Below are 22872 nucleotides of genomic sequence, written 5' to 3'. Positions count from 1 at the left end.
CCGCGCCGGTCGGGTGCGCCGGGTGACGATTGCGCACCGGCCGTGCGGGGCACGAGCCTTGACACTCACGTGATCGCGCGTGAAGGGGGAGGAGAACATGTCGACGGGGGATCAGCAGAGCCGTGTCCCGGCCTATCCGGGCGTCGAGAAATTCGTGGACGCCTTCGACAAACTCGTGGTGCAGCCGCGCCGCAGCCGCAGCCGTGTCCCGGTGGTGCTGCTGAGCGAACCGGGGGACGGACAGGCGGGCCGCCGGATCGTCGCCGGCTTACGGTCGCGGCTGCGCGGGCGGGAGGGCCGACTCGCCCCGCACGCCTGCCTGGACGGGGCCACGGCGGACCCGGCCGCGCCGCCGCTCGACCTCTTCGAGCAGATCGCCTTCCAGCTGGACGCGACGATGCCGCCGGGCACGGGACGGCTGCGCCTGCCGTCCTACCGGCTGCTGCGCGCCGTCGTCACCGCGCCCGCCGTCGGCGGCCTCATGGAGCGCCGCCCCGGCGAACTGCGCGACCACTGCTACGCCGAGCACCGGGAGGTCTCCGCGCTCGCCCGGGGGCTGTGGTGGCTGGGCGGCCGGGACCAGGCCAACGGCGGCACCCTGCTCGAACTGCTGTGGAACTTCGTCGCGGGTCCGCTCTTCCAGCGGCTGCCACGCGCCCTGTACGGCAGGCGGGCGGGCCGCACGATGCTGGGCAGGAGCCGGCACGGAGGCCGCCGCTGGTACGCCGAGTGGGTGCGCCAGCAGCAGGGCACGCCGCCCACCGACTTCTTCCGCTCGGCCCTCGACCTGGTGGGCGGCGGCCCGGACGGCGACCCCGAGCAGCTCGACCGGATCCTGGTGCACGCTCTGCTCGCCGACCTGGAAGGCGCGGCCCGCAAGCGGATGTTCAACCCCTGGCGGCGCCGGCGCGTCAGCCGCTTCGTGCTCCTGGTGGAGGAGGCGGGCCCCGCCGAGTCGCGTGTCCAGCGCTTCCTGCGCGAACTGCGCGCCGCCATGGAGGACCTGCGGTGCACCTCCGTGGTCGCCGTCGCCGCAGGCGTGCGCACGCTCGCCAGCCGTATCCCCGACATCGAGGTCCCCGGCCTGTCCGCCGCCGGCGCCGACCTGGCCAACATCGCCCAGCGCGGCACCCCGCCGGGGCGGCCCTCCGGAATGGTGGTGCCGGTCTCCGAAGGGCCCGCGGACGACCAGGCCGCGACGTACTGGCTGGGCCGCTGGCCCACCCTCGCCCCGCCCGCGACGCGCTGGGGGCCCGGCACCGACGTGGCCGTGGCCGCCACCGCGGGCGTGCTCGCCCTCGCGGTCGCCGCCGGCCTTGTCGCCGGGGTCCCCTTCACCAGGATGGGCCCCGACCCGTGCCTCGGCTCCACGTTCCTCGGCACGGACGGGCAGTGCGTCGGCGTCGCGGAAGGCGCGGCGTCCTTCGGCACGGGAGACAGCGAGCGGGCCGTCCGGGACGTCCTGCAGCGCATCGAGCGGCAGAACAAGGAGGTCGAGAAGGAACTCACGGGCCGGGACGCCGACGACCCGCGGCCGGACGCGCGCACCGTCGTCTACTTCGGCCCGCTCAGCGGCGGCAAGGACGCCGAGGACCCCGTCCGCGGCGGCACCCTCGCCGAACTGCGCGGTCTCGCCCTCGCCCAGGCGTACGCGAACGGGCAGGCACTGCGCTCCGGGGAACGCGTCCCGCTGCGCGTCCTCGCCGCGAACGCCGGCGACCGCTTCAAGGACGCCCCGGCCGTCGCCCACCGGATCGTCGAACTCGCCGACAAGGACCGCTCGATCGTCGGCGTCGTCGGCTTCGGCCAGAGCCGCCGCCGTACGTACGAGGCGATGCGCATCTTCGACGAGGCCGGCCTGCCGATGGTCGGCACCTCGGGCACCGCCGACGAACTGCTGCGCCAGGGCGGGCACTACTACCAGACCGCGCCGACCGACACGCGAGCCGGGCAGGTGATGGCGGCCTTCGCCGAGCACGCCCCCATGGTGGACGGTAAGCCCGCCGTGCGGGTACGGCTGATCGCAGACCCCTCGGACGCGTACAGCGCGAGCCTCGCGGCGGCGTTCCGGGCGGCGTACGACGAGGAGCGGACCGAGTCGCTCCTGTACACGCCGACGGACGCCCCCGAACCCACGCCGCTGCCCGGGGCCCCGGCGGGGACCCCGATCGCGGCGGTGGAGGACCTGGCGCGCGAGGTGTGCCGGGCGGTGGCCGAGGAGCCGCGTACGGCCGTGGTGTGGGCCGGCCGGGGCAGCCACTTCCAGCTGTTCCTCGGCGAGTTGAGCCGTGCCGCGCGCGACTGCCCGAAGGTGAGCGTGCTCGGCGGCGACGACGTCACCAACGCCCTCACGGAGGAGCGGCGCCCCTGGGAGGTCTTCGCCGGACTGACCCTCTTCTACGTCTCGCACGGTCGCGCCCCGGCACTGGCCGAGGTCAGCGGCGAGGCGGCGGCCTTCCTCTCGGCGTACGACCGCACGTACGCGGAGGACCACGGCACCCGTACGGGCGCGATGCGGCAGGACGCCCATGTGGCGCTCGCCTGGGACGCGATGCGCTACCTCGCGGAGGGCGTGGACCAGGCCTGGCGGGGCACCGGCGGCCACGACGAGCGCCTCGACCGCAGGCTGCTCCAGGCGGTGCTCTACCAGGGGCTCGGCGGCGGGGGCTTCGACGGCGCCACCGGTCGGATCGACGCGCACGGGGCGGCGGGCGGCGGCCGGGTCAGCGAGAAGAAGCTCATAGCGGTCGAGCGGGGCGGCCCGAAAGGGGCGCAGACAGTGCTGCTGTGCGGGACGGTCGGGCGCGGTGACGTACGCCGGACCTGGGGACCGGAGCGGCATCCCTGCCCGTGACGGCGCGCGGGGCCGGACGGCCGTCCGGCCCCGCCTGCCGCACTACTCCTTGGGCCCGCGCAGCAGGGCCACGATGTGCGCGGCCGCCGTCGACAGGTGCCGACGGGCCTCGCCCAGCTGCTCCTGTGTCACGCCGTGGTCGCGCGCCGCGTCCCGCACGTCGTCCCGGAAGCGGTCCAGGAGCCGTTCGAGATCACGTGCCGGGTCGGCCGAACCCTTGACGTCCACGGTGTCCTTCACCCAGTCGGGGTCGGTGCCGGCCGCGTCCGGTTTCGGATACGGCGGCCAGGTGGTGCCCCGCGCCAGCCCGCCGAGCTGACCGGCCAGCTCCGACAGGCCCTCGCGCACGCCGGTCGGCCAGTCGCCCCGCGCGAAGTGGTCCTGGACCTGGTCCTGCACCTGCTGGGCGATGCGCTGCATCTCCGCTCGGGCGGCGTCGGCCGCCTCCTGCGCCTGGCGGCGCGCCTGCTTGGCGTCCTCGCGCGCCCGGCGCGACTCGTCCTTGGCGCGCTGCGCCTGCTCCTTCCACTCCTGCTTGGCGCGGCGCAGTTCCTCCTTCGCCGCCCGCCAGGACTCCTTGTCGGCGAAGTCGCCTCCGCCGCTGCGCGGGCCCGCCGACTCCCGGCGGGTCTCGCTCGCCGCGGCCCGCATCTCGCTGCGCAGCTTGCCCGCCGCGCCGCGCACGTCGTCGCGGATCTCCGCGGCGAGTTCGGAGACGGACTCGCGGATCTCCAGCTCCAGATCGGCCAGTTCCCCGCTGCGTCCGGCGAGCTCGGCGCGGCCCGCGTCGGTGATCGAGTACACCTTGCGGCCGCCCTCGGTGGCGTGTGTGACCAGGCCCTCGGCCTCCAGCTTGGCCAGCCGCGGGTAGACGGTGCCGGCGCTCGGCGCGTACAGGCCGTGGAAACGCTCCTCCAGGAGGCGGATCACCTCGTAGCCGTGGCGCGGAGCCTCGTCCAGCAGCTTCAACAGGTAGAGCCGCAGGCGGCCGTGGGCGAATACGGGGGGCATGTCAGAGAACCTTCCCGGTCGGGGCGTCGGCGTACGCCTCGTCCTCGTCGGCCGGTGGCCTGCGCAGCAGCGCGATCGAGCCGGAGACGGTCGTGGCCTTGAGCCTGCCGGTGCCCGCGCCCAGGGTGCCGGTGATCTGCTTCGCCCCCCACCGGCCCGCGACGCGCAAATCCTCGAAGGCGTTGGAGACGGCGCCGCTCGCGGTGTTCGCCTCGACGCGGGCGTCGGCGGGGTGGGGCAGCCGGATGGCCACCTCGCCCGAGACGGTGTTCAGCGCGATGTCGGTCGGGCCGCAGGCCGCGTCGATGTCGACGACCATGTCGCCGCTGACGGAGTCGGCCCGCACGGAGCGGCCGGAGCACGCGATGACGGTGAGGTCGCCGGAGACGGAGTGGTAGCGCAGGTCGCCGCTGAGCGACTGCGCCTCGAGGTCGCCGGAGACGGTCTCGGCGCGGACGGCACCGGAGAGCCCGACGAGGGTGGTGTCACCGGTGACGCCGCGTACGACGGCGGGGCCCCGGACGCCGGAGACGACCGCGTTCGCCCCGACGACGCCGACCTCGACGGTGGCCTCGGCGGGGACGGCGAGGGAGACGACCGCGCTGCGGTGCCGGCCCTTGCGGTCGAGCCACGTGAGGAAGCCCTTCCAGGGCAGGTCCGGGTAGGCGACGGTGAGCGTGGCCCCGTTCCGGGTGACGACGAGCGGCGGGCCCTCGATCTCGGAGACCTCCAACCGGGTGGAACCTTCGTCGGTCCCGACGACGTTGACGGTTCCGTTGACGATGCGCACGTTGACCGTCGTGACCGGTTCGTCGAAGGTGAGCTTTTTCGGCTCGGCGACGTCCCATGTCGTCTCTGCCATGGCGATGACCTCCCGGTCCGGGGCGCGACGCAACATATCGCGTCTCCTGGTGACACGATATATCGCGGTTACGGGTTGTCAAGGGCCGCGCTTCCATGGGCCTGAGGGGAGGGGTGCATCGGGGTTGACGCCCCCGGTGTCCGGCGGCTCGGCGCCGGGGAGCCCCCGCCCGGCGCCGGCTTCGCGCTGCGGAAGCTTTCCCCGCCCGCCCCTTCCCGTAACTGGGGCTCCGCCCCAGACCCCCGGGGGAGGGGCGGAGGCTTCGCGCCCGCACGGGGCACGGCGCCGGGCCCCCTGTCAGGAGTGAGGGGGCAGGGGGGACGACGCAACCTGCCGGGCCGTGGTGGGAGCCACCGGCAGTTACTGCTCCCACGACGCGGAGGAGACAGGCCCGGATGCCAGGCCTCGTGAGGTACCGACGTCATGGAGGCGGAAAGCCGGCGCGCACTCGGGGCGGCGGCGCGTCCGGTGCTCCGGTAACGGGCGCGCGCCCCCGCGCAGCGGATGCACCACCGGCGGGCGGCGGCTTACTCGTCGTCGTCCTCGTCGTCCAGGCGGGCCAGCCACGTCGCGAGGCGTTCGACCGGGACCTCGAAGTCCGGGTTGAGGTCCACGAACGTGCGCAGCTGCTCGGCCAGCCACTCGAACGTGACCTCCTCCTCGCCGCGCCGCTTCTCCAGTTCCTCGATGCCGCGGTCGGTGAAGTACAAGACATGCTCCTGGTGGGGAAGGGTGTTCCGGCTCCAGGGTATGGCGTCGGCGACGCGGCCGGACAATCGACCGTCCGCCCCCTCGCTCGCCACGGGGCGCCCCTCTTCCCCCGCCGGCACGGGAACGGCCCGCCACCGATCGCATCGGTGGCGGGCCGTTCCCTTCGTGCGGGGCCGGTCAGGCGTCGAACACCTCGTTGACCAGCTGCTCCTGCTCCTGCTCGTGGCGCTTCTTCGAGCCCACGGCCGGGGACGAGGAGTGCGGCCGCGAGATGCGGCGCAGGCGCTCGCCGTGCGGGATGTCGGCGCCGACCGCCAGGTCCAGGTGGTCGATCAGGTTGAGCGCGATGAACGGCCAGGCACCCTGGTTCGCCGGCTCCTCCTGCGCCCACAGGTACTTCTCGGCGTTCGGGAACTTGGCGATCTCGGCCTGCAGCTCCGCACCCGGCAGCGGGTACAGGCGCTCCAGGCGGATGATCGCCGTGTCCGTCGTGCCGCGCTTCTTACGCTCGGCGTCGAGGTCGTAGTAGACCTTGCCGGACGTGAAGACGACCTTGCGGACCGCGGCCGGGTCGACCACGCCTGAATCGACCCCAGTGTCGCCGATCACCGGGCGGAAGCCGCCGGTGGTGAACTCCTCCGCCTTCGACGCCGCAGCCTTCAGACGCAGCATCGACTTCGGGGTGAAGACGATGAGAGGCTTGTGGTGCGGGTTGTGGACCTGCCAGCGCAGCAGGTGGAAGTAGTTCGACGGCAGGGTCGGCATCGCGACCGTCATGTTGTTCTGCGCGCACAGCTGCAGGAAGCGCTCGGGGCGCGCGGAGCTGTGGTCCGGGCCCTGGCCCTCGTAGCCGTGCGGCAGCAGCAGCGTGACGCCGGAGTGCTGGCCCCACTTCTGCTCGGCCGAGGAGATGAACTCGTCGACGACGGTCTGCGCGCCGTTGACGAAGTCACCGAACTGGGCCTCCCACATGACCAGCGCGTCCGGGCGGGCCAGCGAGTAGCCGTACTCGAAGCCCATCGCCGCATACTCGCTGAGCAGCGAGTCGTAGACGTTGTAGCGGGCCTGGTCCTCGGCCAGGTAGAGCAGCGGGGTGTAGTCCTCGCCGGTCTCCTGGTCGACCAGCACCGCGTGGCGCTGGCCGAAAGTGCCGCGGCGGGTGTCCTGGCCGGACAGCCGGACCGGGGTGCCCTCCATCAGCAGCGAGCCGATGGCCAGCGTCTCGCCCATGCCCCAGTCGATCGTGCCGTCCTCGACGGAGGCGGCGCGGCGCTGCATCTGCGGCATGAGCCGCGGGTGCACCTTGATGTGGTCCGGGATGCTGACCTGGGACTCGGCGATCCGCTTGACGACCTCCTGGGAGACCGCCGTGCTCACCGCGACCGGGAACTCGGCCCGGGTGTCCGGGACATGCACCGGGGCCGGGGCGGAGGTGGCCTCGCGGACCTCCGCGAACACCTTCTCCAGCTGGCCCTGGAAGTCCTGGAGCGCCTGCTCGGCCTCCTCCAGCGTGATGTCGCCGCGACCGATCAGCGACTCGGTGTAGAGCTTGCGCACCGAGCGCTTCTTGTCGATCAGGTTGTACATCTGCGGGTTGGTGAACTGCGGGTTGTCGCCCTCGTTGTGACCGCGGCGGCGGTAGCAGATGAGGTCGATCACGACGTCCTTGTTGAACGCCTGGCGGAACTCGAAGGCGAGCCGCGCGACGCGGACCACGGCCTCCGGGTCGTCGCCGTTCACGTGGAAGATCGGCGCCTCGATCATGCGGGCCACGTCGGTCGCGTACATCGACGAACGCGACGACTCCGGGGCGGCGGTGAAGCCGACCTGGTTGTTGATGACGATGTGGACCGTGCCGCCGGTGCGGTAGCCGCGCAGCTGAGACATGTTCAGCGTCTCGGCCACGACACCCTGGCCGGCGAAGGCGGCGTCGCCGTGCAGGGCGACGGGCAGGACGGTGAAGTCCGTGCCGCCCTTGTTGATGACGTCCTGCTTGGCGCGGGCCACACCCTCCAGGACCGGGTCGACGGCCTCCAGGTGGGAGGGGTTGGCGACCAGCGACACCTTGATCTGCTCGCCGTCGAGTCCGGTGAACGTGCCCTCGGCGCCCAGGTGGTACTTCACGTCGCCCGAGCCGTGCATCGACTTCGGGTCGAGGTTGCCCTCGAACTCGCGGAAGATCTGCGCGTACGACTTGCCGACGATGTTCGCCAGCACGTTCAGGCGGCCGCGGTGGGCCATGCCGATGACGACCTCGTCGAGGCGCGACTCCGCAGCGGAGTCGATGACCGCGTCGAGCAGCGGGATGACGGACTCGCCGCCCTCCAGCGAGAACCGCTTCTGGCCGACGTACTTGGTCTGCAGGAAGGTCTCGAAGGCCTCCGCCGCGTTCAGCCGGCGCAGGATGCGCAGCTGCTCCTCGCGCTCCGGCTTGTGGTGCGGGCGCTCCACCCGGTCCTGCAGCCACTTGCGCTGCTTCGGGTCCTGGATGTGCATGAACTCGATGCCGGTGGTGCGGCAGTACGACTCGCGCAGCACGCCCAGGATGTCGCGCAGCTTCATCATCGACTTGCCGGCGAACCCGCCGACCGCGAACTCCCGCTCCAGGTCCCACAGGGTGAGGCCGTGCTCGGTGATGTCCAGGTCGGGGTGCTTGCGCTGGCGGTACTCCAGCGGGTCGGTGTCGGCCATGACATGACCGCGGACCCGGTAGGAGTGGATCAGCTCGAAGACGCGCGCGGCCTTGGTGACGTCGTCGTCGTGCGAGGCGTCGATGTCCTTGAGCCAGCGGACCGGCTCGTAGGGGATGCGCAGCGACTCGAAGATCTCGTCGTAGAAGTTCTCCTCGCCCAGGAGGAGGCCCGCGACGATCCGCAGGAACTCGCCCGACGCGGCGCCCTGGATGACGCGGTGGTCGTACGTGCTCGTGAGGGTCATCACCTTGGAGATGCCCAGCTTGTTCAGGGTGTCCTGCGAGGTGCCCTGGAACTCGGCGGGGTAGTCCATGGAACCGACGCCCATGATGACCGACTGTCCGGGCATCAGACGCGGCACGGAGTGGACGGTGCCGAGGCCGCCGGGGTTGGTCAGCGAGACGGTGACGCCGGTGAAGTCGTCCATCGTCAGCTTGTTGTTGCGGGCGCGGCGGACGATGTCCTCGTAGGCCTGCCAGAACTCGAAGAAGTTCAGCGTCTCGGCCTTCTTGATGCCCGCGACGACCAGCTGGCGGTCGCCGTTGGGCTTCACCAGGTCGATGGCCAGACCGAAGTTGACGTGGTCCGGCTTGACCAGGGTCGGCTTGCCGTCCTTCTCCGCGAAGGACCAGTTCATCGACGGCATGGCCTTGATGGCCTGCACCATCGCGTAGCCGATGAGGTGCGTGAAGGAGATCTTCCCGCCACGGGCCCGCTTGAGGTGGTTGTTGATGACGATGCGGTTGTCGAAGAGCAGCTTCACCGGGACCGCGCGCACGGACGTGGCCGTGGGCAGCTCCAGCGAGGCGTTCATGTTCTTCGCGACCGCGGCGGCCGGGCCGCGCAGCGTCACGAACTCGGGACCGGCGGGCGCCTCGGTCTCCGGCTTGGCCGCGGGCTTCGCGGCGGGCGCGGGCGCGGGGGCCGGCGCGGCCTTCGGCGCAGGGGCCGCGGCCTTGGCCGGAGCGGCCGGAGCCGGGGCGGCCTGCGCGGGGGCGGCCGGCTGGGCCGCGGGCTTCGCCGGGGCGGCGGAGGCGGCCTGTGCGGGTGCCGCCTCCTGCGCCGCGGGCGCGCTCGCGGTCGTGGTGGGGGCCGCGGCGGCGGGCGCCGCCTTGTCCTTGTCCGCCGTGCCGGCAGCGCCCGGCTTGTAGTCGGCGAAGAAGTCCCACCAGGCGCGATCGACCGAATTCGGGTCCTGGAGGTACTGCTGGTAGATCTCGTCGACGAGCCACTCATTGGCTCCGAACGCGGCGGCAGGGTTCTGACCCTGCCCGCCTTGGTCGGTCGAGAGACTCGAGTTACTGGGGGACTGAGACGACACGGCGAGAACCGCCCTCTTCCGCTTCACAAGGTGATGGACAGCGGAAATAAAGGCTACGCCTCCCTGGCCGGGAGGTGCAGGCCGGGCGGGGCATCGTCGCGCAAGTCACACCGAAAGGCGAGTTTCGGGGTTGTGAATGGCGGGAAACAAGCGAAGTTCCGGTTCTGTGAGGGTACGCGTCATCGCGGCTGCAGCCCTGTGGCCTGCAGTCTTTCCCTCGCCCCGGACGAGTCCTGCCCTCTTGCACGCAGAACAAGCCGCTCCGGTTCGAACCCTACGTCAACCTCTCGGTGACCGTAGACCGGGAAGGGTGACGCGGATCCGGCAGCCGCGGGCCGATTCGGCCACTCCGATATGGCCACCGTGCAGATCCACCGCCCACCGGGCGATCGCGAGGCCCAGCCCCGTGCCGCCGTCGCTGCCCGGACCGTGCGGCGAGGCGACCTGGCCGCGGTTGAACCGTTCGAAGACCCGGTGACGCTCCTGCTCCGGGATGCCGGGACCCTCGTCGACCACTTCCAGGTCCAGCGACTCCCGGCCCTGGCCGCGCCTGGCCCGTACCGTCACGCGGCCGTGCGGCGGCGAGTGCTTGACCGCGTTGTCGATGAGGTTCGCCACCACCTGGTGCAGCCGCTCCGCGTCCGCGTGCGCGGTCAGCTCCGGCGGGGACACGTCCAGGTGCAGGTGGACGTCGGTACGGGTGTGATGGCCGGAGCCGGAGGCGAGGCCGCGCTGGGAGGAGGCGAGATTGGCCTCCTTCAGCACGCCCGACAGATAGGGCCACACCTCGAAGCGGCGGGCCTTCAGCGGCAGCACGCCGTTGTCGAGCCGGGACAGGTCCAGCAGCGTCTCCACGAGCCGGCCGAGACGCTCGGTCTGCTTCAGCGCCGTGCGCATCGTCTCCGGGTCGGCGGCCGAGACCCCGTCGACCACGTTCTCCAGCACGGCGCGCAGCGCGGCGATCGGCGTGCGCAGCTCGTGCGAGACGTTGGCGACCAGCTCCTTGCGGTTCTGGTCCACGGCCTCCAGGTCGTCGGCCATGCGGTTGATCGTCGAGGCGAGGTCGCCCAGCTCGTCGCGGCGGTCCGCGCCGCGCACCCGGCGCGTGTAGTCCCCGTGCGAGATCCCCTTGGCGACCGTGTTCATCTCGTCCAGCGGCGCGGTCAGGCCGTGCGCCACGAACTGGGTGATCAGCAGTGTGGCGATGATCGTGAAGACGGTGATGAAGCGGATCTCGGTCTTGCTGTGGAAGGCCATCAGCATCAGACCGGTCGTGATGAAGACCGAGACGACGACGAGCGTGCTGAGCTTGGTCTTGATCGAGATCGCGATGGAGGCGGCGCCCAGCCGCCTGCGCACTCGGCCGCGGGGACGCCGGGTCATGGCGTCGGCGTCTCCAGGGCATAGCCGACGCCGTGGACCGTGCGGATGCGCTCGGCTCCGATCTTCCGGCGGAGCGCCTTGATGTGGCTGTCGACCGTACGGGTGCCGGAGGCGTCCGCCCAGTCCCACACCTCGGCCAGCAGCTGCTCACGGGAGAGCACCGCGCGCGGGGTGTTCGCCAGGCACACCAGCAGGTCGAACTCGGTGGGCGTCAGATGCACGTCCTCGGCCCGCACCCGCACCCGGCGCTGGGCGTGGTCGATCTCCAGCTCGCCGAGGCGCAGTATGCCGCTGCGCGGTGTGACGGCGGCCAGCGCGGCGCGCTCCACGCGGCGCAGCAGCACGTGCACCCGGGCGGCGAGCTCGCGCATCGAGAACGGCTTGGTCATGTAGTCGTCCGCGCCGACGCCGAGACCGACCAGCATGTCCGTCTCGTCGTCACGGGCGGTGAGCATCAGCACCGGGACCGGCCGCTGCGCCTGGACGCGGCGGCAGACCTCCAGGCCGTCGAAGCCGGGCAGCATCACGTCGAGGACCATCAGGTCCGGCTGCCACGCCTCGGCCGCGTCCACGGCCGCGGGGCCGTCGAGGGCCGTCTGGACCAGGAAGCCCTCCGCCCGCAGCCGGGCGGCGATGGCGTCGACGATCGTGGCGTCGTCCTCGACGACCAGCACCCGGCGCTGGGCCCCGGGGGTGGCCGCGACCCCGTTGTGCGTGGTGTGTGTCTGCTCCATCGCCCCGCCCCTGTACCTGTTTCACCGCTAGCTGCACGTGGATCCGGATCGAGGTAGATCCCGTGTGTGTCCCAGCAGCGTAAGGGCATCGACCGCGTCCCGGCTACGCAGGGCTAACCCCGAGGTGGACCACGTCGGGTACTCCCCGGGCAAGGCGGATCTCTTCGGTCCTTACCCCGGTGAATCCGGCATTCCGCAACGCGTCCTCGAATGCGGCGGAGGGCTGGGCGGACCACACGGCGAGTACGCCGCCGGGCCTCAACGCCCCCTGACAGGCGGCGAGTCCGGCCGGTGAGTACAGATCGCCGTTGTCCTCGGTGACCGTCCAGTCGGGCCCGTTGTCGATGTCCAGACACAGGGCGTCGTAGCGGTCGTCCGTCGTCCGCAGATACGCGACGAGATCCGTGTGAAGGATCACGCAGCGTGGATCGGCGAGGGCCTCGCCGGAGATCGCCGCGAGCGGACCCGAGCGGTGCCAGTCGATGATCGCCTGCTCGCGCTCGACGACCGTGATCCGCCGCCACTGCTTTCCGGCGGCGGCGTGTGCCAGGGAGAACCCGGCCCCGAGTCCGCCGATGAGCACGCTCGGCGCGACGTTCCCCGTCTCCAGGGCGTCGTGAGCGGCGTCGACCAGCAGCCGCTCGGACCGCCCGTCGGAGGTGTCCATCAGGAAGCACCCGTTGGCGATGATCTCGTGCACCGTCGCGTCCCCGTCCCCGCGTCTGCGCAGGACGACCTCACCGAAAGGTCCCTCGCGCCGGTCGAGGGTGACGGGGGCGTCGCTCGCGGGGAACGGCATCGGGTGACCTCCGGGCGGCAGGCGGGATGACGACAGGGATCGTGCGCCATTGTGTCGGGCGGGCGAGCGGCCGGACAAACCCGTTTCGGGCCCGGTTCGGGGCGGGCGTCGGCCGTCTTCCTCGCGCCGTCAGGCCGGGCCGCGGGCCGGGCCGCGCCAGGCGTGGAGAGCGGTGCCGAGTGCGAAGGCGGCGAGCGCCACCGCCCCTCCGTGTCCCCGCGGGCGACCGCGCGCAGCAGCGCCGCGTCGTCCCGCTCTCCCCCCGAGGGGCTCATCGGTCTCACGTCTTCCCTATCGCTCCGGCGCGGGCCGCCGGTTCACGCCCTGCCGGACCAGCCGGCGGCGCGTCGGTGCTCCTGTACGTACAGGGGCCGAGCGCGGCGGTCACGGGCGTCGTCGCCGCAGTATCGCGGGGGGAGCCGGGCGGGGCAGCCGGAACCCTCGGGCTCCGCCCGCCCCGCCCTCAGCCGGTGGCGGGGGCGTGGAACAGGCTGACCAGCGGGGCCTGTACCTGCCAGCCCAGCGATTCGTACAGCGCCCGGCCGTCGGAGGTACCGCCGAGCACGCCGGTCGTCGCTCCCTGCTCCAGCGCGGCGTTGTGGAGCGTGTGCATGACGAGCCGCCCGAGGCCCTTGCGGCGGTGCTCGGGCGCCGTCTCGATCTGGTCGACGACGGCGGTGTCCCCGGTGGGCGCGATCTGGCCGCGCGCGGCGAACGAACCGTCCGCGGCGACCACCAGCAGCCGGGTCACGCCTCCGCGCGTCCAGCGCTTGAGCGTGTAGCCCTCCGGCACCTCGGGCGCCGGTGTGCGGCGCAGCCGTGTCCGCATCAGCCAGCCCGGCTCGTCGATCCGCCAGTCCGGTCCCGCCCATGCGACGACGTCCTCGGGCTCGGCGAAGACCTTGAGCCACACGGTCGGTGCGGCGACCTCGGCGGCGACCTTGCGCACGGTGGCCTCGTCGTCGGCCGTCAGGACGTGCCGGGTGGCGTGCGTGACCTGGCCGACGTCGACGGTGAAACCCCACGGTCTGACCACGGGATCGGCCGCGCCCCGGGACACGACCCAGCCGCGGACCCAGGCCGATGTAATGACTGAAGTATGCATGGGGCTATTACACAGGTTGAGTGGCCCGGGTGCCAGGCCCTGGAGGGCGGGAGCGGCGGCTCGGGCACCCTCTCGCAGTGCGAGTGTCCTGTGAGATTGATCTCTGGATTCAGAAGGGGCTGCGACCTCGGGAACGCAAAGTGATTCGACCTGTGAGGAGGGCGCTCTGTGCAGACTTACCCTGCGTTTTCCTTGTCCATGGGGATCGCCGCATGGGTCACGTTCAGTTGCTGACGTCCTGCTTGATCTGCACCAGCGCCTCGTCCCACACGTCCCCTCCATCCGCCCAGGTCCACAGCCATTGGCGCAGAGACGGTGCTGCGTAGCGCAGGCCATCGTGAGGGTTCTGGCCCCAGTCTGGTTCCCAACCGTCGGCGTCCCAGAGAAGCACCGGGTTGTCGATCGCTATCAGGGAGACGTGCCACTCCATGGTGCAGCCGCCACCCGTCAGGAAGAACCACGACGCCGGTGGCCCCCATCCTGGCCGCTGGTCGTGGACGGTGGTTGCGCAGTGCCAGTCCTGGACGTGCCAGTGCGGAATGCTGCGCGGTATCAGTGATGCGAGGCCGCCATCCGGCCCGAATCCTCCGTCACCGATCTCGGTGTAGATGCGCCGAAGCAACTCGGGCAGCGGATACCCGAGCTTCTGTTCCGCGTGCTCGACCTCGGCGAACGTGACAGGCGGGAAGGGCTTGTCGGGGAGGCTGCCGCGGGAGGGGATTGCGCCTCCGGCGCCCCATGCGAGTGCGTGCAGTTTCTCCAGAAGCGCGTCGTCGTCCGCAGCAGTGCGGTGGGTGGCATCGGTCACGAGCCGGAACTGTAGTGGGGAAGGGTTGCTGCTTCGGAGGCTCGGCGCTTCTTCGCGACTTCTTCGCGCATGAGGTCGTCGGTGCGTGTGCTGTGCCAGATGGTTCCTTCCCACTTTTCGTACTGGGGATCGGGGTCACGTAGGAGGACGGACTTGAGGTGGCCGTGGAAGAGCAGTGCGCGGCCCTGTTCCCGCCGGGTGCGGTTGAACCACGTTGCGCTCTTTTCGTGCCGGGCGAGGCGGTTCGCTGCGAGGCCGGGGAGGGTGCCGCGCATCCGGCCGGGTGTGTAGGTCGTCAAGGGGCGGCTCGGTGGGCGCCATGAGTCGGCGAGGGACCAGTGTGCGATGGCGTCGCCGCGGCGATCGACGGGCTTGTAGGGGTAGGTGACGCGGTCGCCGATCTCCGCGAAGAACCGGGCTTGCTCTGCCTCGGTGCCGTCGGCCAATTGCCGCCAGTGTGGTGAGGCGATCAGCGGTGCCATGGCGACAGCCTCGGGGTAGATCGCCGCGAACAACCGCGAGGTGCTGTAGCTGGGGTGGGTGCGCGTCTCCCGGTTGAACGGGATGAGGAGGTCGATGCGGTCTTCCCAGGTGTCCCAGGTGCCGAACACGGCGCTGGAGGGACGTCCGTCCACGGACCAGATGTGTGCGCAGAGCATGAGGGCGCTGAGCACGGCGTCGTAGGTGGCTGCCCAGCCGTAGCGGCTGAGGAGGCGCAAGTGCTTGCGCTGGGCGTCGACGATTTCGGGGAGCCGGGTGAGGTCGACGGCGGGGTGGTCGATGTCGGGCGGGCCGATCCACGTGCGGTGGCGCACGCAGACGTAGCGGTGGTGGGGCAGGAGCCGGGTCACCTTGCCGCCGGGGTGCCGGGCGTCGCAGCGGTGGCAGCCGGTCTGTGGCTGGTGCCGGAACATTGCCCAGTCGGGCGGGGGGCTCCGGAGTTCGGGCATCGCGCCGGCGAGGGCATGGGCGGTGCGGCCGGTGAGCGCGGCGAGGCGTTCGGGGACGACGACGCGGCGCATGCCGCCGGACTTCTCGCGTTCGGTGACCTGGGTCCAGAGGTCGTTGATGTCGAGGCCGTGGAGCGTGGCCAGACGGCTGATGTAGGAGGCGGGGATCTCGTGCCGGGCGGGCGGGACAGGATCGGGAAGTCGGCGGATGAGCATCAGGCCACGCGCCTCCGCCGGGCAGAAGGTTTGGCGGGTGCGGTGCGCTTCTCGGACTGCTCGGCCGCGTAGTCGACGGGGACGATCTCCAGGAGGCCCTCGGTGATGCGTTCGCTCTCGTCCTGGATGGCGAGGACGGCGGCGCCTCGGACGAGCTGGGAGAGGCTGCCGATCATGCCGCCGGTGCGGTGGAAGAGGTACTCGCTCAGACCGGTCAGTGTGCCGGAGGTGTGGTTGTGCAGCCGGAGCGTGGGATTCCAGAGTGCCCACCAGGGCCCGCCAGGTTTCCTGGTCCTCGGCGGTGACGTGTGCGAACGGGATGGCAGGGGCGACGACGAAGCGTCCGGCGATCTGCCGTCCCCGGGTGCCGGCGAACAAGCCGTTGGACTCGACGTCCATGCCTGCGTAGGCGAACGTCGCGGGCAGCCGTTCGGCGAAGTACTTCAGCTGGTCGGAGGCTTCGGCGCCGGAGCGGGTGGTGAGGGTCAGGTTGTGGATCTCGTCGACGAGGACCAGGTCGACGTGGACGTGGGCGGCAGTGGCGCAGACCGCGTCGACGACGTCGGTGATGTTGGCCCGGGAAGGGAAGGCCAGCCCGAAGAAGCGGGCGAACTCCATCGCGAGCATCTTCGGTGTGGCCGCGGGCGGAACGGTGACGTAGACGACCGGGAGCCGGTTGCGGTCGTGGGGGTGTCGCTTGCGGACGGCCAACTCGTGCGCTCGCCCCAGCTGGGTCAGGGCGGTCGTCTTACCGGTGCCGGAGGCACCGGAGAGGATCACACCGCGGCGGGCGGAGATCTGGTTGCGGTTGAGCTGGATCAGCAACCGGGAGGTGGCAGTGACCTTGCGGATGACCGGGGTGTTCACCATCGGTAGAGCGGCGTGATACTCGCGACGACGTTCATCCACGTGTATCTGTTCCTGCGGGATCAGCGCCGCTCGTTCGCCAGCCGTCAGCAGACGGGGCGGAACAGGCTCATGGCCGACGAAATGGTGCCATCCCTCCTTGGTGGTCAGCGGGTTGTCCGGCGGAACCTGTGAGGCCGGGTCCGTGACCGGGGAGAACGTGCTCATAGCCACCTCTCGGCTTCTGCGTGAGCGTCGAAGATCCCGAACTCCACTGTGGTCACAGGCGGCTGGACCTCGGGCGCCAGCTCCGTGCGGCGTTCGGTCTCGGGCCCCGCTGCGGGCGCGGGGACGGTGCGGGCCGTGCGGGTTCGGGCGGCCACCTTGGCCGACCGGGTGTCAGGGCCGTGCTCGGCGCGGTTGAGCAGACCGTCCAGGACACGGGCGACGGTCCTTTCGTTGGTGTTGTCCAGTCCGGACCCGGCTGCCAAGCGGCGCGCGTGTTGCCAGGTGAAGTCCGCGAACGGCGCGTTCACCAGCGGCCACTGCGTCCAGGGCACGGTGATCCAGCCGTCCGTCGTGCGGACGAACACCTGGGACAGGTCGTAGGGGTCGTAGTGCACTTCCCAAAGACCGCGCTTGGCGGCGATCCCGGAGTGCTCGCGCCGGTGCGGCCCCAGGTCGGGGCAGTCGTAGGTGCGGTAGCTGATCTGGATGCCGTAGTCGTTGATCGCCCGCCAGGCCACCGGCAGCAACTCCAGGTAGTCCTCGCCGCGGAGCACGAGCGGCAGATAGCCGCAGGCCGCCACCAGCGAGGCGTACTTGTCGTTCGGCGACATCGCCCTCTTCGGGCGGAACGGGTCGCGCAGAGCGCTGTGCGGCCTCGCCTGCCAGCCGGCCAGCAACCACTCATCCAGCAGGTCCTGAAGCTCCGGAACCGTCCAGACGGCCTGGTCCTCGACCTTCTCGCCGCGGCGGGAGACATCCCGCCCGGTGTAACCGACCAAGTGCTGGGTGAACAGCGTGTTGATCGAGGAGAACGTGGCCTCCACGATCGCCTTGTCGGTCGGCGTGCGCGGACGCGCCCGCTGCACTGAGATGCCGAGTCGTTCGCAGGCCCGCAGGAACGTGTCGGAGACGAAAACCTTCCCGCCGTCGATGACGACCGTGTCCGGCACGATCACCGGTTTCGCCGCAGCCTGTTCCATGCGCGCGTCCACGTCCAGCAGCCGCAGATGCGGCATCCGCGACGCCGCCATGCGCAGCGACGCGGACCAGCCCGGCCGCATCGGCTCCGGCACCAGCATCCGCGCCAGCAGCAGTGAGGCGTCCACCGCCTTGGTGCCCATCGGCCGCAGCACCGCGGCGCAGACCGTGCGGGTCGCAACGTCGACCGCGATCGTCAGATCCGCGCGGACCGTCAGCCCGGAGTCGAGCACCACCATCACGTCCAGCGGGGTCGAGTCGATCTGCACCTGTTCCCCGGGCCGGTCCGCGAACGTCGGCGTGAACGGCCCCTGAGGCCGGTTTGCCATCTGCCGCCGCGTGACCGCCGAACCGAAGGTGTGCCGACCGGTGGAGAGCGCGTCGACCAGCTTGTAGAGGGTCCGCTGGCTCGGCAGCGGAACCACTCCCTCGCCGTGGGTGGCCTCCACCAGCTTGACCACCCGGCGGATCAGCCGTGACCGGGTCCCCGTCGAAGTGTGCGTCTCCCCGTCCAGGACCTCCTGGACGGCCGCGACCAGCCGGGCGTCCGCCCGCCCCGTAGCCTCCCAGGTCCGGGTCGCCCGCTGGTCCACCAGCCCCCAGAGCCCCTGCTGGACGTAGCGCGACCGTCGGTTTTGCACCGTCCGAACGGTGACCCCCAGCTCGCTCGCCTTCGCGGCCATCCGTTCCATCAGGGAGTAGGCAGCCGGGTCATACCCAGGGCGCGGCCCGGTGCCCGTCACGGCATCCGGCGGCAGCCCGGTCTCGACCTCCACCATGTGCCGTTCCCATTCCCGTGCCGCCTCCCGGACCGACTCCGGCAACGTTCCCAGGAGCCCCGACGGCTCCAGCGCGGGCAGCGGCTCCGTGCCGGTGACGGCGAAGTCCGGCGCCGCCATCAGATGCGAGGCCAGCACCACCGATTCCGCCCCGCCTTGTGACCGCAGGCGCACGGACGTACCGGCGAGCCCCACCACCTGGTGGTCCTCGTTGTCGTAGGTGATCCAGTCGCCAGGCCGCAGCACGGCCCCACGCTCAGCAGCCACCGGTCACCCCCGTGGAAACCACCGCCGCCGCATGCAGCGGAACCGACATGTCCACGTTCAGCTCGTGTGTCCACAGCAGATGGAACAGCACGGGCAGCACCGCGATCTCATCACCCACCGACAACACCCCGCCCATCAGCGGCCGCGGTTCCGTGAATGCCACCAGCAACTCGCAGACCACCGGCTCCAGCCGATATCGGGGGTGCCGGTATCCGGCCAGCCAGCGCACATTGCGCACGAAGATCGCGTCCGGGTTCCCCACCAGCCGGAACTCCCACCCCACCTGCGTGCAGGCCGCTCGCGTCGCCTCGAACTTCGCCACGTCCCTCGGCCTGCGACGGTCCGCCGGTCGGCAGTCGACCACCACCGCAGTGCCGTCCTCCCGGCGGGCGAAGTAGTCCGGCGCGTGAGAGACGCCCCTGCCCGCCTCCGACTGCCAGAACAGCCAGAACGGCTGCGAGGAGATCCCCACGACCAACGGATCGAAGTCCAGCAGCATCACATGATCGCGCTCCAGCCAGGACTCGTACCCGATGTGACCGCCGACTGTCGCCGACCACCACAGGCCCGGTAGATGGCGCTGTCCCTTGTACGACTTGAACGCGCGTACCGGCGCTACGTCCTCGAACCGCACCGCCCGGGCGTCGGCCAGCGGCAGGCGGAACTCCGACCCGCACCGGTCGGCGTACGCGACATCGAACCCCTCCGCCGGCGGCCCCGAGACACCACCCGGCAGAACCCCTAACGCACGTGCCACGACTCGCTAACCCCGCCCCGCGACGAAAGGTCACTCTGCAAGGCGAACGATCACGCGAAGAGTAAAGCTGCGAAACGAAGAGACCGGCGTCACAGGACAGCGAGAGAGTGATCGCTCAGAGCGAACATCACCCGGGGAACATCCAGGGGCTCATATGCATTGAGTCGGTACAGCTCAACTTGACTGCCTAAGGGGAGATCATGGCTGCCGATATCACGGCTCACTCACCGCTCACCCTGCCCGTCCTGCCGCTGGACGACGAGGTCGTACTGCCCGGCATGGTCGTGCCGCTCGACCTGTCCGACAACGAAGTACGGGCCGCGGTCGAGGCCGCCCAGGCTGCCGCCCGACCCTCCGGCAACAAGCCGAAGGTGCTGCTCGTTCCCCGCGTGGACGGCACATACGCCGCGACGGGTGTCCTCGGCACGGTCGAGCAGGTCGGCCGGCTGTCCGACGGCGATCCCGGCGCGCTCATCCGCGGTGTCGGCCGCGTCCGCATCGGCGCCGGGACCACCGGTCCCGGCGCGGCTCTGTGGGTCGAGGGCGCCGTCGTCGAGGAGACCGTTCCCGATCCGCTGCCCGGCGCCGTCACGGAGCTGGTCAAGGAGTACAAGGCGCTGGCCACCGACTGGCTGAAGAGGCGCGGTGCCTGGCAGGTCGTCGACCGCGTGCAGCAGATCGAGGGGATCTCGCAGCTCGCCGACAACTCCGGGTACTCGCCGTTCCTGACCACTCCCCAGAAGATCGAGCTGCTGGAGACCACCGACCCGGTGGCCCGGCTCAAGCTCGCCACCGAGCAGCTGCGCGACCACCTGGCCGAGCAGGAGGTGGCCGAGTCGATCGCCAAGGACGTCCAGGAAGGCGTGGACAAGCAGCAGCGCGAGTTCCTGCTGCGCCGCCAGCTGGACGCCGTGCGCAAGGAGCTGCGCGAGCTCAACGGCCAGGAGGGCGAGGACGAGTCGGACGACTACCGGGCCCGCGTCGAGGCCGCCGACCTGCCCGAGAAGGTGCGGGAGGCCGCCCTCAAGGAGGTCGAGAAGCTGGAGCGCGCGAGCGACCAGTCGCCCGAGGGCTCCTGGATCCGCACCTGGCTCGACACCGTCCTCGAACTGCCCTGGAACGAGCGCACCGAGGACTCCTACGACATCCAGGGCGCCAAGGCGACCCTGGACGCCGAGCACGCGGGCCTGCAGGACGTGAAGGAGCGGATCACCGAGTACCTGGCGGTGCGCAAGCGGCGTGCCGAGCGCGGTCTCGGGGTCGTGGGCGGCCGCAGGGGCGGCGCGGTGCTGGCCCTCGTCGGCCCGCCCGGTGTCGGCAAGACGTCGCTCGGCGAGTCCGTGGCGCACGCGATGGGCCGCAAGTTCGTGCGCGTCGCCCTCGGCGGCGTACGGGACGAGGCGGAGATCCGGGGCCACCGGCGCACCTACGTCGGCGCCCTGCCCGGCCGTATCGTCCGCGCGATCAAGGAGGCCGGTTCCATGAACCCGGTCGTCCTGCTCGACGAGATCGACAAGGTCGGCTCCGACTTCCGCGGCGACCCGGCGGCGGCTCTGCTCGAAGTCCTCGACCCCGCGCAGAACCACACCTTCCGCGACCACTACCTGGAGGTCGAACTCGACCTCAGCGACGTCGTCTTCCTCGCCACCGCCAACGTGCTGGAGGCCATCCCCGAGGCCCTGCTCGACCGGATGGAGCTCGTACGGCTCGACGGCTACACCGAGGACGAGAAGATCGTCATCGCCCGTGACCACCTCGTGCCGCGCCAGCTGGAGCGGGCGGGCCTGGAGCCGGGCGAGGTCACGCTGGACGACTCGGCGCTGCGCAAGCTGGCGGGGGAGTACACCCGTGAGGCGGGCGTGCGGAACCTGGAGCGGTCCATCGCGCGGCTGCTGCGCAAGGTGGCGGCCGAGCACGAACTGGGCGACCGTGAGCTGCCGTTCACCGTCACCGACGGTGAGCTGCGCGGGCTCATCGGACGGCCGCACCACGTGCCCGAGTCCGCCCAGGACCCGGCCGAGCGCCGCACCGCGGTGCCCGGTGTGGCCACCGGACTGGCGGTCACCGGCGCGGGCGGCGACGTGCTGTTCGTCGAGGCGTCGCTCGCCGATCCGGAGACCGGCGGCGCGGGGCTGACCCTGACCGGGCAGCTCGGCGACGTGATGAAGGAGTCCGCGCAGATCGCGCTGAGCTTCCTGCGCTCGCACGGAGCCGAGCTCGAACTGCCGGTCGCCGACCTCAAGGACCGGGGCGTGCACATCCACTTCCCGGCGGGCGCGGTGCCCAAGGACGGCCCGAGCGCGGGCATCACGATGACCACGGCGCTCGCGTCGCTGCTCTCCGGACGCCAGGTGCGCACGGATGTGGCGATGACCGGCGAGGTGTCGCTGACCGGCCGGGTGCTGCCCATCGGCGGCGTGAAGCAGAAGCTGCTGGCGGCGCACCGCGCGGGCATCACGACGGTCGTGATCCCCAAGCGGAACGAGGCCGATCTGGACGACGTGCCGGCCGAGATCCTCGACAAGCTGGAGGTCCACCCGGTCACGGACGTCCGGCAGGTGCTGGAGCTCGCGCTCTCCCCGGCCGAGGTGCCGGTGACGGCCGCGGCCTGACGGTACGACGGCGCACGGGCCCGGCGGTGGTGATCCACCGCCGGGCCCGTCCCGTGCAAGCGGTTCCGTATCGGCCGGGTCCTCGCCTGTGAGCGGTCCCGCACCATGGCCGGGCCCGTCCCGTGCTCGCGGTCCCGCACAATGGACGGATGAGATCCCTGCAGGCCGATTGCGCGAACTGCTTCGGGCTGTGCTGTGTGGCGCTGCCCTTCACCGCCTCCGCCGACTTCGCCGTGAACAAGGACGCGGGGACACCGTGCGCCCATCTCCGGACCGACTTCGGCTGCGGCATCCACAGCCGGCTGCGCGCGAGCGGTTTCCAGGGATGCACCGTCTACGACTGCTTCGGCGCCGGTCAGCAGGTCTCGCAGGTCACCTACGGCGGTACGGACTGGCGCCGGGCCCCGGAGACCGCCCAGCAGATGTTCCGGGTCTTCCCCGTCGTCCGGCACCTGCACGAACTGCTCTGGTACGTGAACGAGGCGCTGCGGCTCGACGCCGCCCGCGAGGTCCACGACGCTCTGCGCCGGCAGCGGGAGACGATCGAGCGGCTGACCGGCCTCGACGCCGACGCCCTGCTGAAGCTGGACGTCGCGGCCCACCGCCAGGAAGTGAACGTCCTGCTGCTGCGCACCAGTGAACTGGTCCGCGCGGGGAGCGGGCGCAAGAAGAAGGACCGCAGGGGCGCGGACCTGATGGGCGCCCGGCTGTGCGGCGCGGATCTGCGCGGTGCGAGTCTGCGGGGCGCGTATCTCATCGCCGCCGACCTCAGCGGCGCCGATCTGCGGCAGGCCGACCTGATCGGGGCCGATCTCAGGGACGCCGACCTGTCGGGCGCCGACCTGACCGGCAGCATCTTCCTCACCCAGCCGCAGGTGAACGCGGCCCGCGGCGACGGCGCCACCCGCCTGCCGGAGGGGCTGACCCGCCCCGCGCACTGGTCGTGACGGCCGGCGCG

At 71.3% G+C, this 22872-nt stretch carries 15 protein-coding genes; 3 read left to right on the top strand and 12 right to left on the bottom strand.

The window, feature by feature from the left end; translation table 11 throughout:
* The first annotated feature begins 97 nt into the window (after nucleotides 1–97).
* On the top strand, nucleotides 98–2854 hold the full coding sequence (locus QFZ82_RS13840; protein WP_307713460.1) for an ABC transporter substrate-binding protein: 2757 nt from the start codon (nucleotides 98–100) through the stop codon (nucleotides 2852–2854).
* Between the two features lie 42 nt (nucleotides 2855–2896).
* Here the strand turns inward: QFZ82_RS13840 and QFZ82_RS13835 are convergent, their stop codons facing one another.
* The 12 genes from QFZ82_RS13835 to QFZ82_RS13780 all read right to left on the bottom strand — a co-directional run bounded on the left by QFZ82_RS13835 (nucleotide 2897) and on the right by QFZ82_RS13780 (nucleotide 19302).
* On the bottom strand, nucleotides 2897–3865 hold the full coding sequence (locus QFZ82_RS13835) for a PadR family transcriptional regulator (protein ID WP_307713459.1): 969 nt from the start codon (nucleotides 3863–3865) through the stop codon (nucleotides 2897–2899).
* Between the two features lies 1 nt (nucleotide 3866).
* Nucleotides 3867–4727, bottom strand: a complete 861-nt coding sequence (locus tag QFZ82_RS13830) for a DUF4097 family beta strand repeat-containing protein (protein WP_307713458.1) — start codon at nucleotides 4725–4727, stop codon at nucleotides 3867–3869.
* Between the two features lie 527 nt (nucleotides 4728–5254).
* Nucleotides 5255–5437, bottom strand: coding sequence for a DUF6104 family protein (locus QFZ82_RS13825; RefSeq protein WP_019075209.1), 183 nt, complete (start codon nucleotides 5435–5437; stop codon nucleotides 5255–5257).
* A gap of 178 nt (nucleotides 5438–5615) precedes the next feature.
* Nucleotides 5616–9452, bottom strand: coding sequence for a multifunctional oxoglutarate decarboxylase/oxoglutarate dehydrogenase thiamine pyrophosphate-binding subunit/dihydrolipoyllysine-residue succinyltransferase subunit (locus QFZ82_RS13820; protein ID WP_307713457.1), 3837 nt, complete (start codon nucleotides 9450–9452; stop codon nucleotides 5616–5618).
* Nucleotides 9453–9731: 279 nt separating this feature from the next.
* A complete protein-coding gene (locus QFZ82_RS13815) occupies nucleotides 9732–10835 on the bottom strand; it encodes an ATP-binding protein (RefSeq protein WP_307713456.1) in 1104 nt (367 codons plus the stop codon).
* On the bottom strand, nucleotides 10832–11569 hold the full coding sequence (locus QFZ82_RS13810; protein ID WP_177147533.1) for a response regulator transcription factor: 738 nt from the start codon (nucleotides 11567–11569) through the stop codon (nucleotides 10832–10834). The genes QFZ82_RS13815 and QFZ82_RS13810 overlap by 4 nt, the downstream gene beginning before the upstream one ends.
* Nucleotides 11570–11672: 103 nt before the next feature.
* On the bottom strand, nucleotides 11673–12368 hold the full coding sequence (locus QFZ82_RS13805) for a spermidine synthase (protein WP_307713455.1): 696 nt from the start codon (nucleotides 12366–12368) through the stop codon (nucleotides 11673–11675).
* Nucleotides 12369–12831: 463 nt separating this feature from the next.
* The gene (locus QFZ82_RS13800; RefSeq protein ID WP_307713454.1) at nucleotides 12832–13473 is read right to left on the bottom strand and encodes a GNAT family N-acetyltransferase; all 642 of its coding nucleotides are present in this window, start codon (nucleotides 13471–13473) and stop codon (nucleotides 12832–12834) included.
* A 223-nt stretch (nucleotides 13474–13696) separates the two neighbouring features.
* A complete protein-coding gene (locus tag QFZ82_RS13795) occupies nucleotides 13697–14281 on the bottom strand; it encodes an SMI1/KNR4 family protein (RefSeq protein ID WP_307713453.1) in 585 nt (194 codons plus the stop codon).
* Nucleotides 14278–16521 (bottom strand): ATP-binding protein, encoded by a 2244-nt coding sequence (locus QFZ82_RS13790; protein WP_307713452.1) that lies wholly within the window; start codon nucleotides 16519–16521, stop codon nucleotides 14278–14280. Before QFZ82_RS13790 ends, QFZ82_RS13795 begins: the two co-directional genes overlap by 4 nt.
* The gene (locus tag QFZ82_RS13785) at nucleotides 16518–18545 is read right to left on the bottom strand and encodes a Mu transposase C-terminal domain-containing protein (RefSeq protein ID WP_373429280.1); all 2028 of its coding nucleotides are present in this window, start codon (nucleotides 18543–18545) and stop codon (nucleotides 16518–16520) included. Before QFZ82_RS13785 ends, QFZ82_RS13790 begins: the two co-directional genes overlap by 4 nt.
* Nucleotides 18535–19302: a TnsA-like heteromeric transposase endonuclease subunit gene (locus QFZ82_RS13780; protein WP_307713451.1), complete on the bottom strand. Its 768-nt coding sequence runs from the start codon at nucleotides 19300–19302 to the stop codon at nucleotides 18535–18537. Before QFZ82_RS13780 ends, QFZ82_RS13785 begins: the two co-directional genes overlap by 11 nt.
* A gap of 200 nt (nucleotides 19303–19502) precedes the next feature.
* Between QFZ82_RS13780 and lon the strand changes: the two genes are divergently transcribed.
* Both lon and QFZ82_RS13770 read left to right on the top strand, forming a co-directional pair.
* A complete protein-coding gene (lon, locus tag QFZ82_RS13775; RefSeq protein WP_307713450.1) occupies nucleotides 19503–21914 on the top strand; it encodes an endopeptidase La in 2412 nt (803 codons plus the stop codon).
* A gap of 149 nt (nucleotides 21915–22063) precedes the next feature.
* Nucleotides 22064–22861, top strand: a complete 798-nt coding sequence (locus tag QFZ82_RS13770; RefSeq protein WP_307713449.1) for a pentapeptide repeat-containing protein — start codon at nucleotides 22064–22066, stop codon at nucleotides 22859–22861.
* The last annotated feature ends 11 nt before the right edge of the window (nucleotides 22862–22872 follow it).

The organism is Streptomyces sp. V4I23 (genome assembly GCF_030817975.1).
Classification (GTDB): Bacteria; Actinomycetota; Actinomycetes; order Streptomycetales; family Streptomycetaceae; genus Streptomyces.
This window is presented reverse-complemented; position numbering and strand designations above follow the sequence as displayed.

What these genes read in the sequence shown, in the direction of transcription:
- QFZ82_RS13840 (WP_307713460.1), top strand. Translation starts at nt 98, where the DNA reads ATGTCGACGGGGGATCAGCAGAGCCGTGTCCCGGCCTATCCGGGCGTC.
- QFZ82_RS13835 (WP_307713459.1), bottom strand. Translation starts at nt 3,865, where the DNA reads ATGCCCCCCGTATTCGCCCACGGCCGCCTGCGGCTCTACCTGTTGAAG.
- QFZ82_RS13830 (WP_307713458.1), bottom strand. Translation starts at nt 4,727, where the DNA reads ATGGCAGAGACGACATGGGACGTCGCCGAGCCGAAAAAGCTCACCTTC.
- QFZ82_RS13815 (WP_307713456.1), bottom strand. Translation starts at nt 10,835, where the DNA reads ATGACCCGGCGTCCCCGCGGCCGAGTGCGCAGGCGGCTGGGCGCCGCC.
- QFZ82_RS13810 (WP_177147533.1), bottom strand. Translation starts at nt 11,569, where the DNA reads ATGGAGCAGACACACACCACGCACAACGGGGTCGCGGCCACCCCCGGG.
- QFZ82_RS13805 (WP_307713455.1), bottom strand. Translation starts at nt 12,368, where the DNA reads ATGCCGTTCCCCGCGAGCGACGCCCCCGTCACCCTCGACCGGCGCGAG.
- QFZ82_RS13800 (WP_307713454.1), bottom strand. Translation starts at nt 13,473, where the DNA reads ATGCATACTTCAGTCATTACATCGGCCTGGGTCCGCGGCTGGGTCGTG.
- QFZ82_RS13790 (WP_307713452.1), bottom strand. Translation starts at nt 16,521, where the DNA reads ATGAGCACGTTCTCCCCGGTCACGGACCCGGCCTCACAGGTTCCGCCG.
- lon (WP_307713450.1), top strand. Translation starts at nt 19,503, where the DNA reads ATGGCTGCCGATATCACGGCTCACTCACCGCTCACCCTGCCCGTCCTG.
- QFZ82_RS13770 (WP_307713449.1), top strand. Translation starts at nt 22,064, where the DNA reads ATGAGATCCCTGCAGGCCGATTGCGCGAACTGCTTCGGGCTGTGCTGT.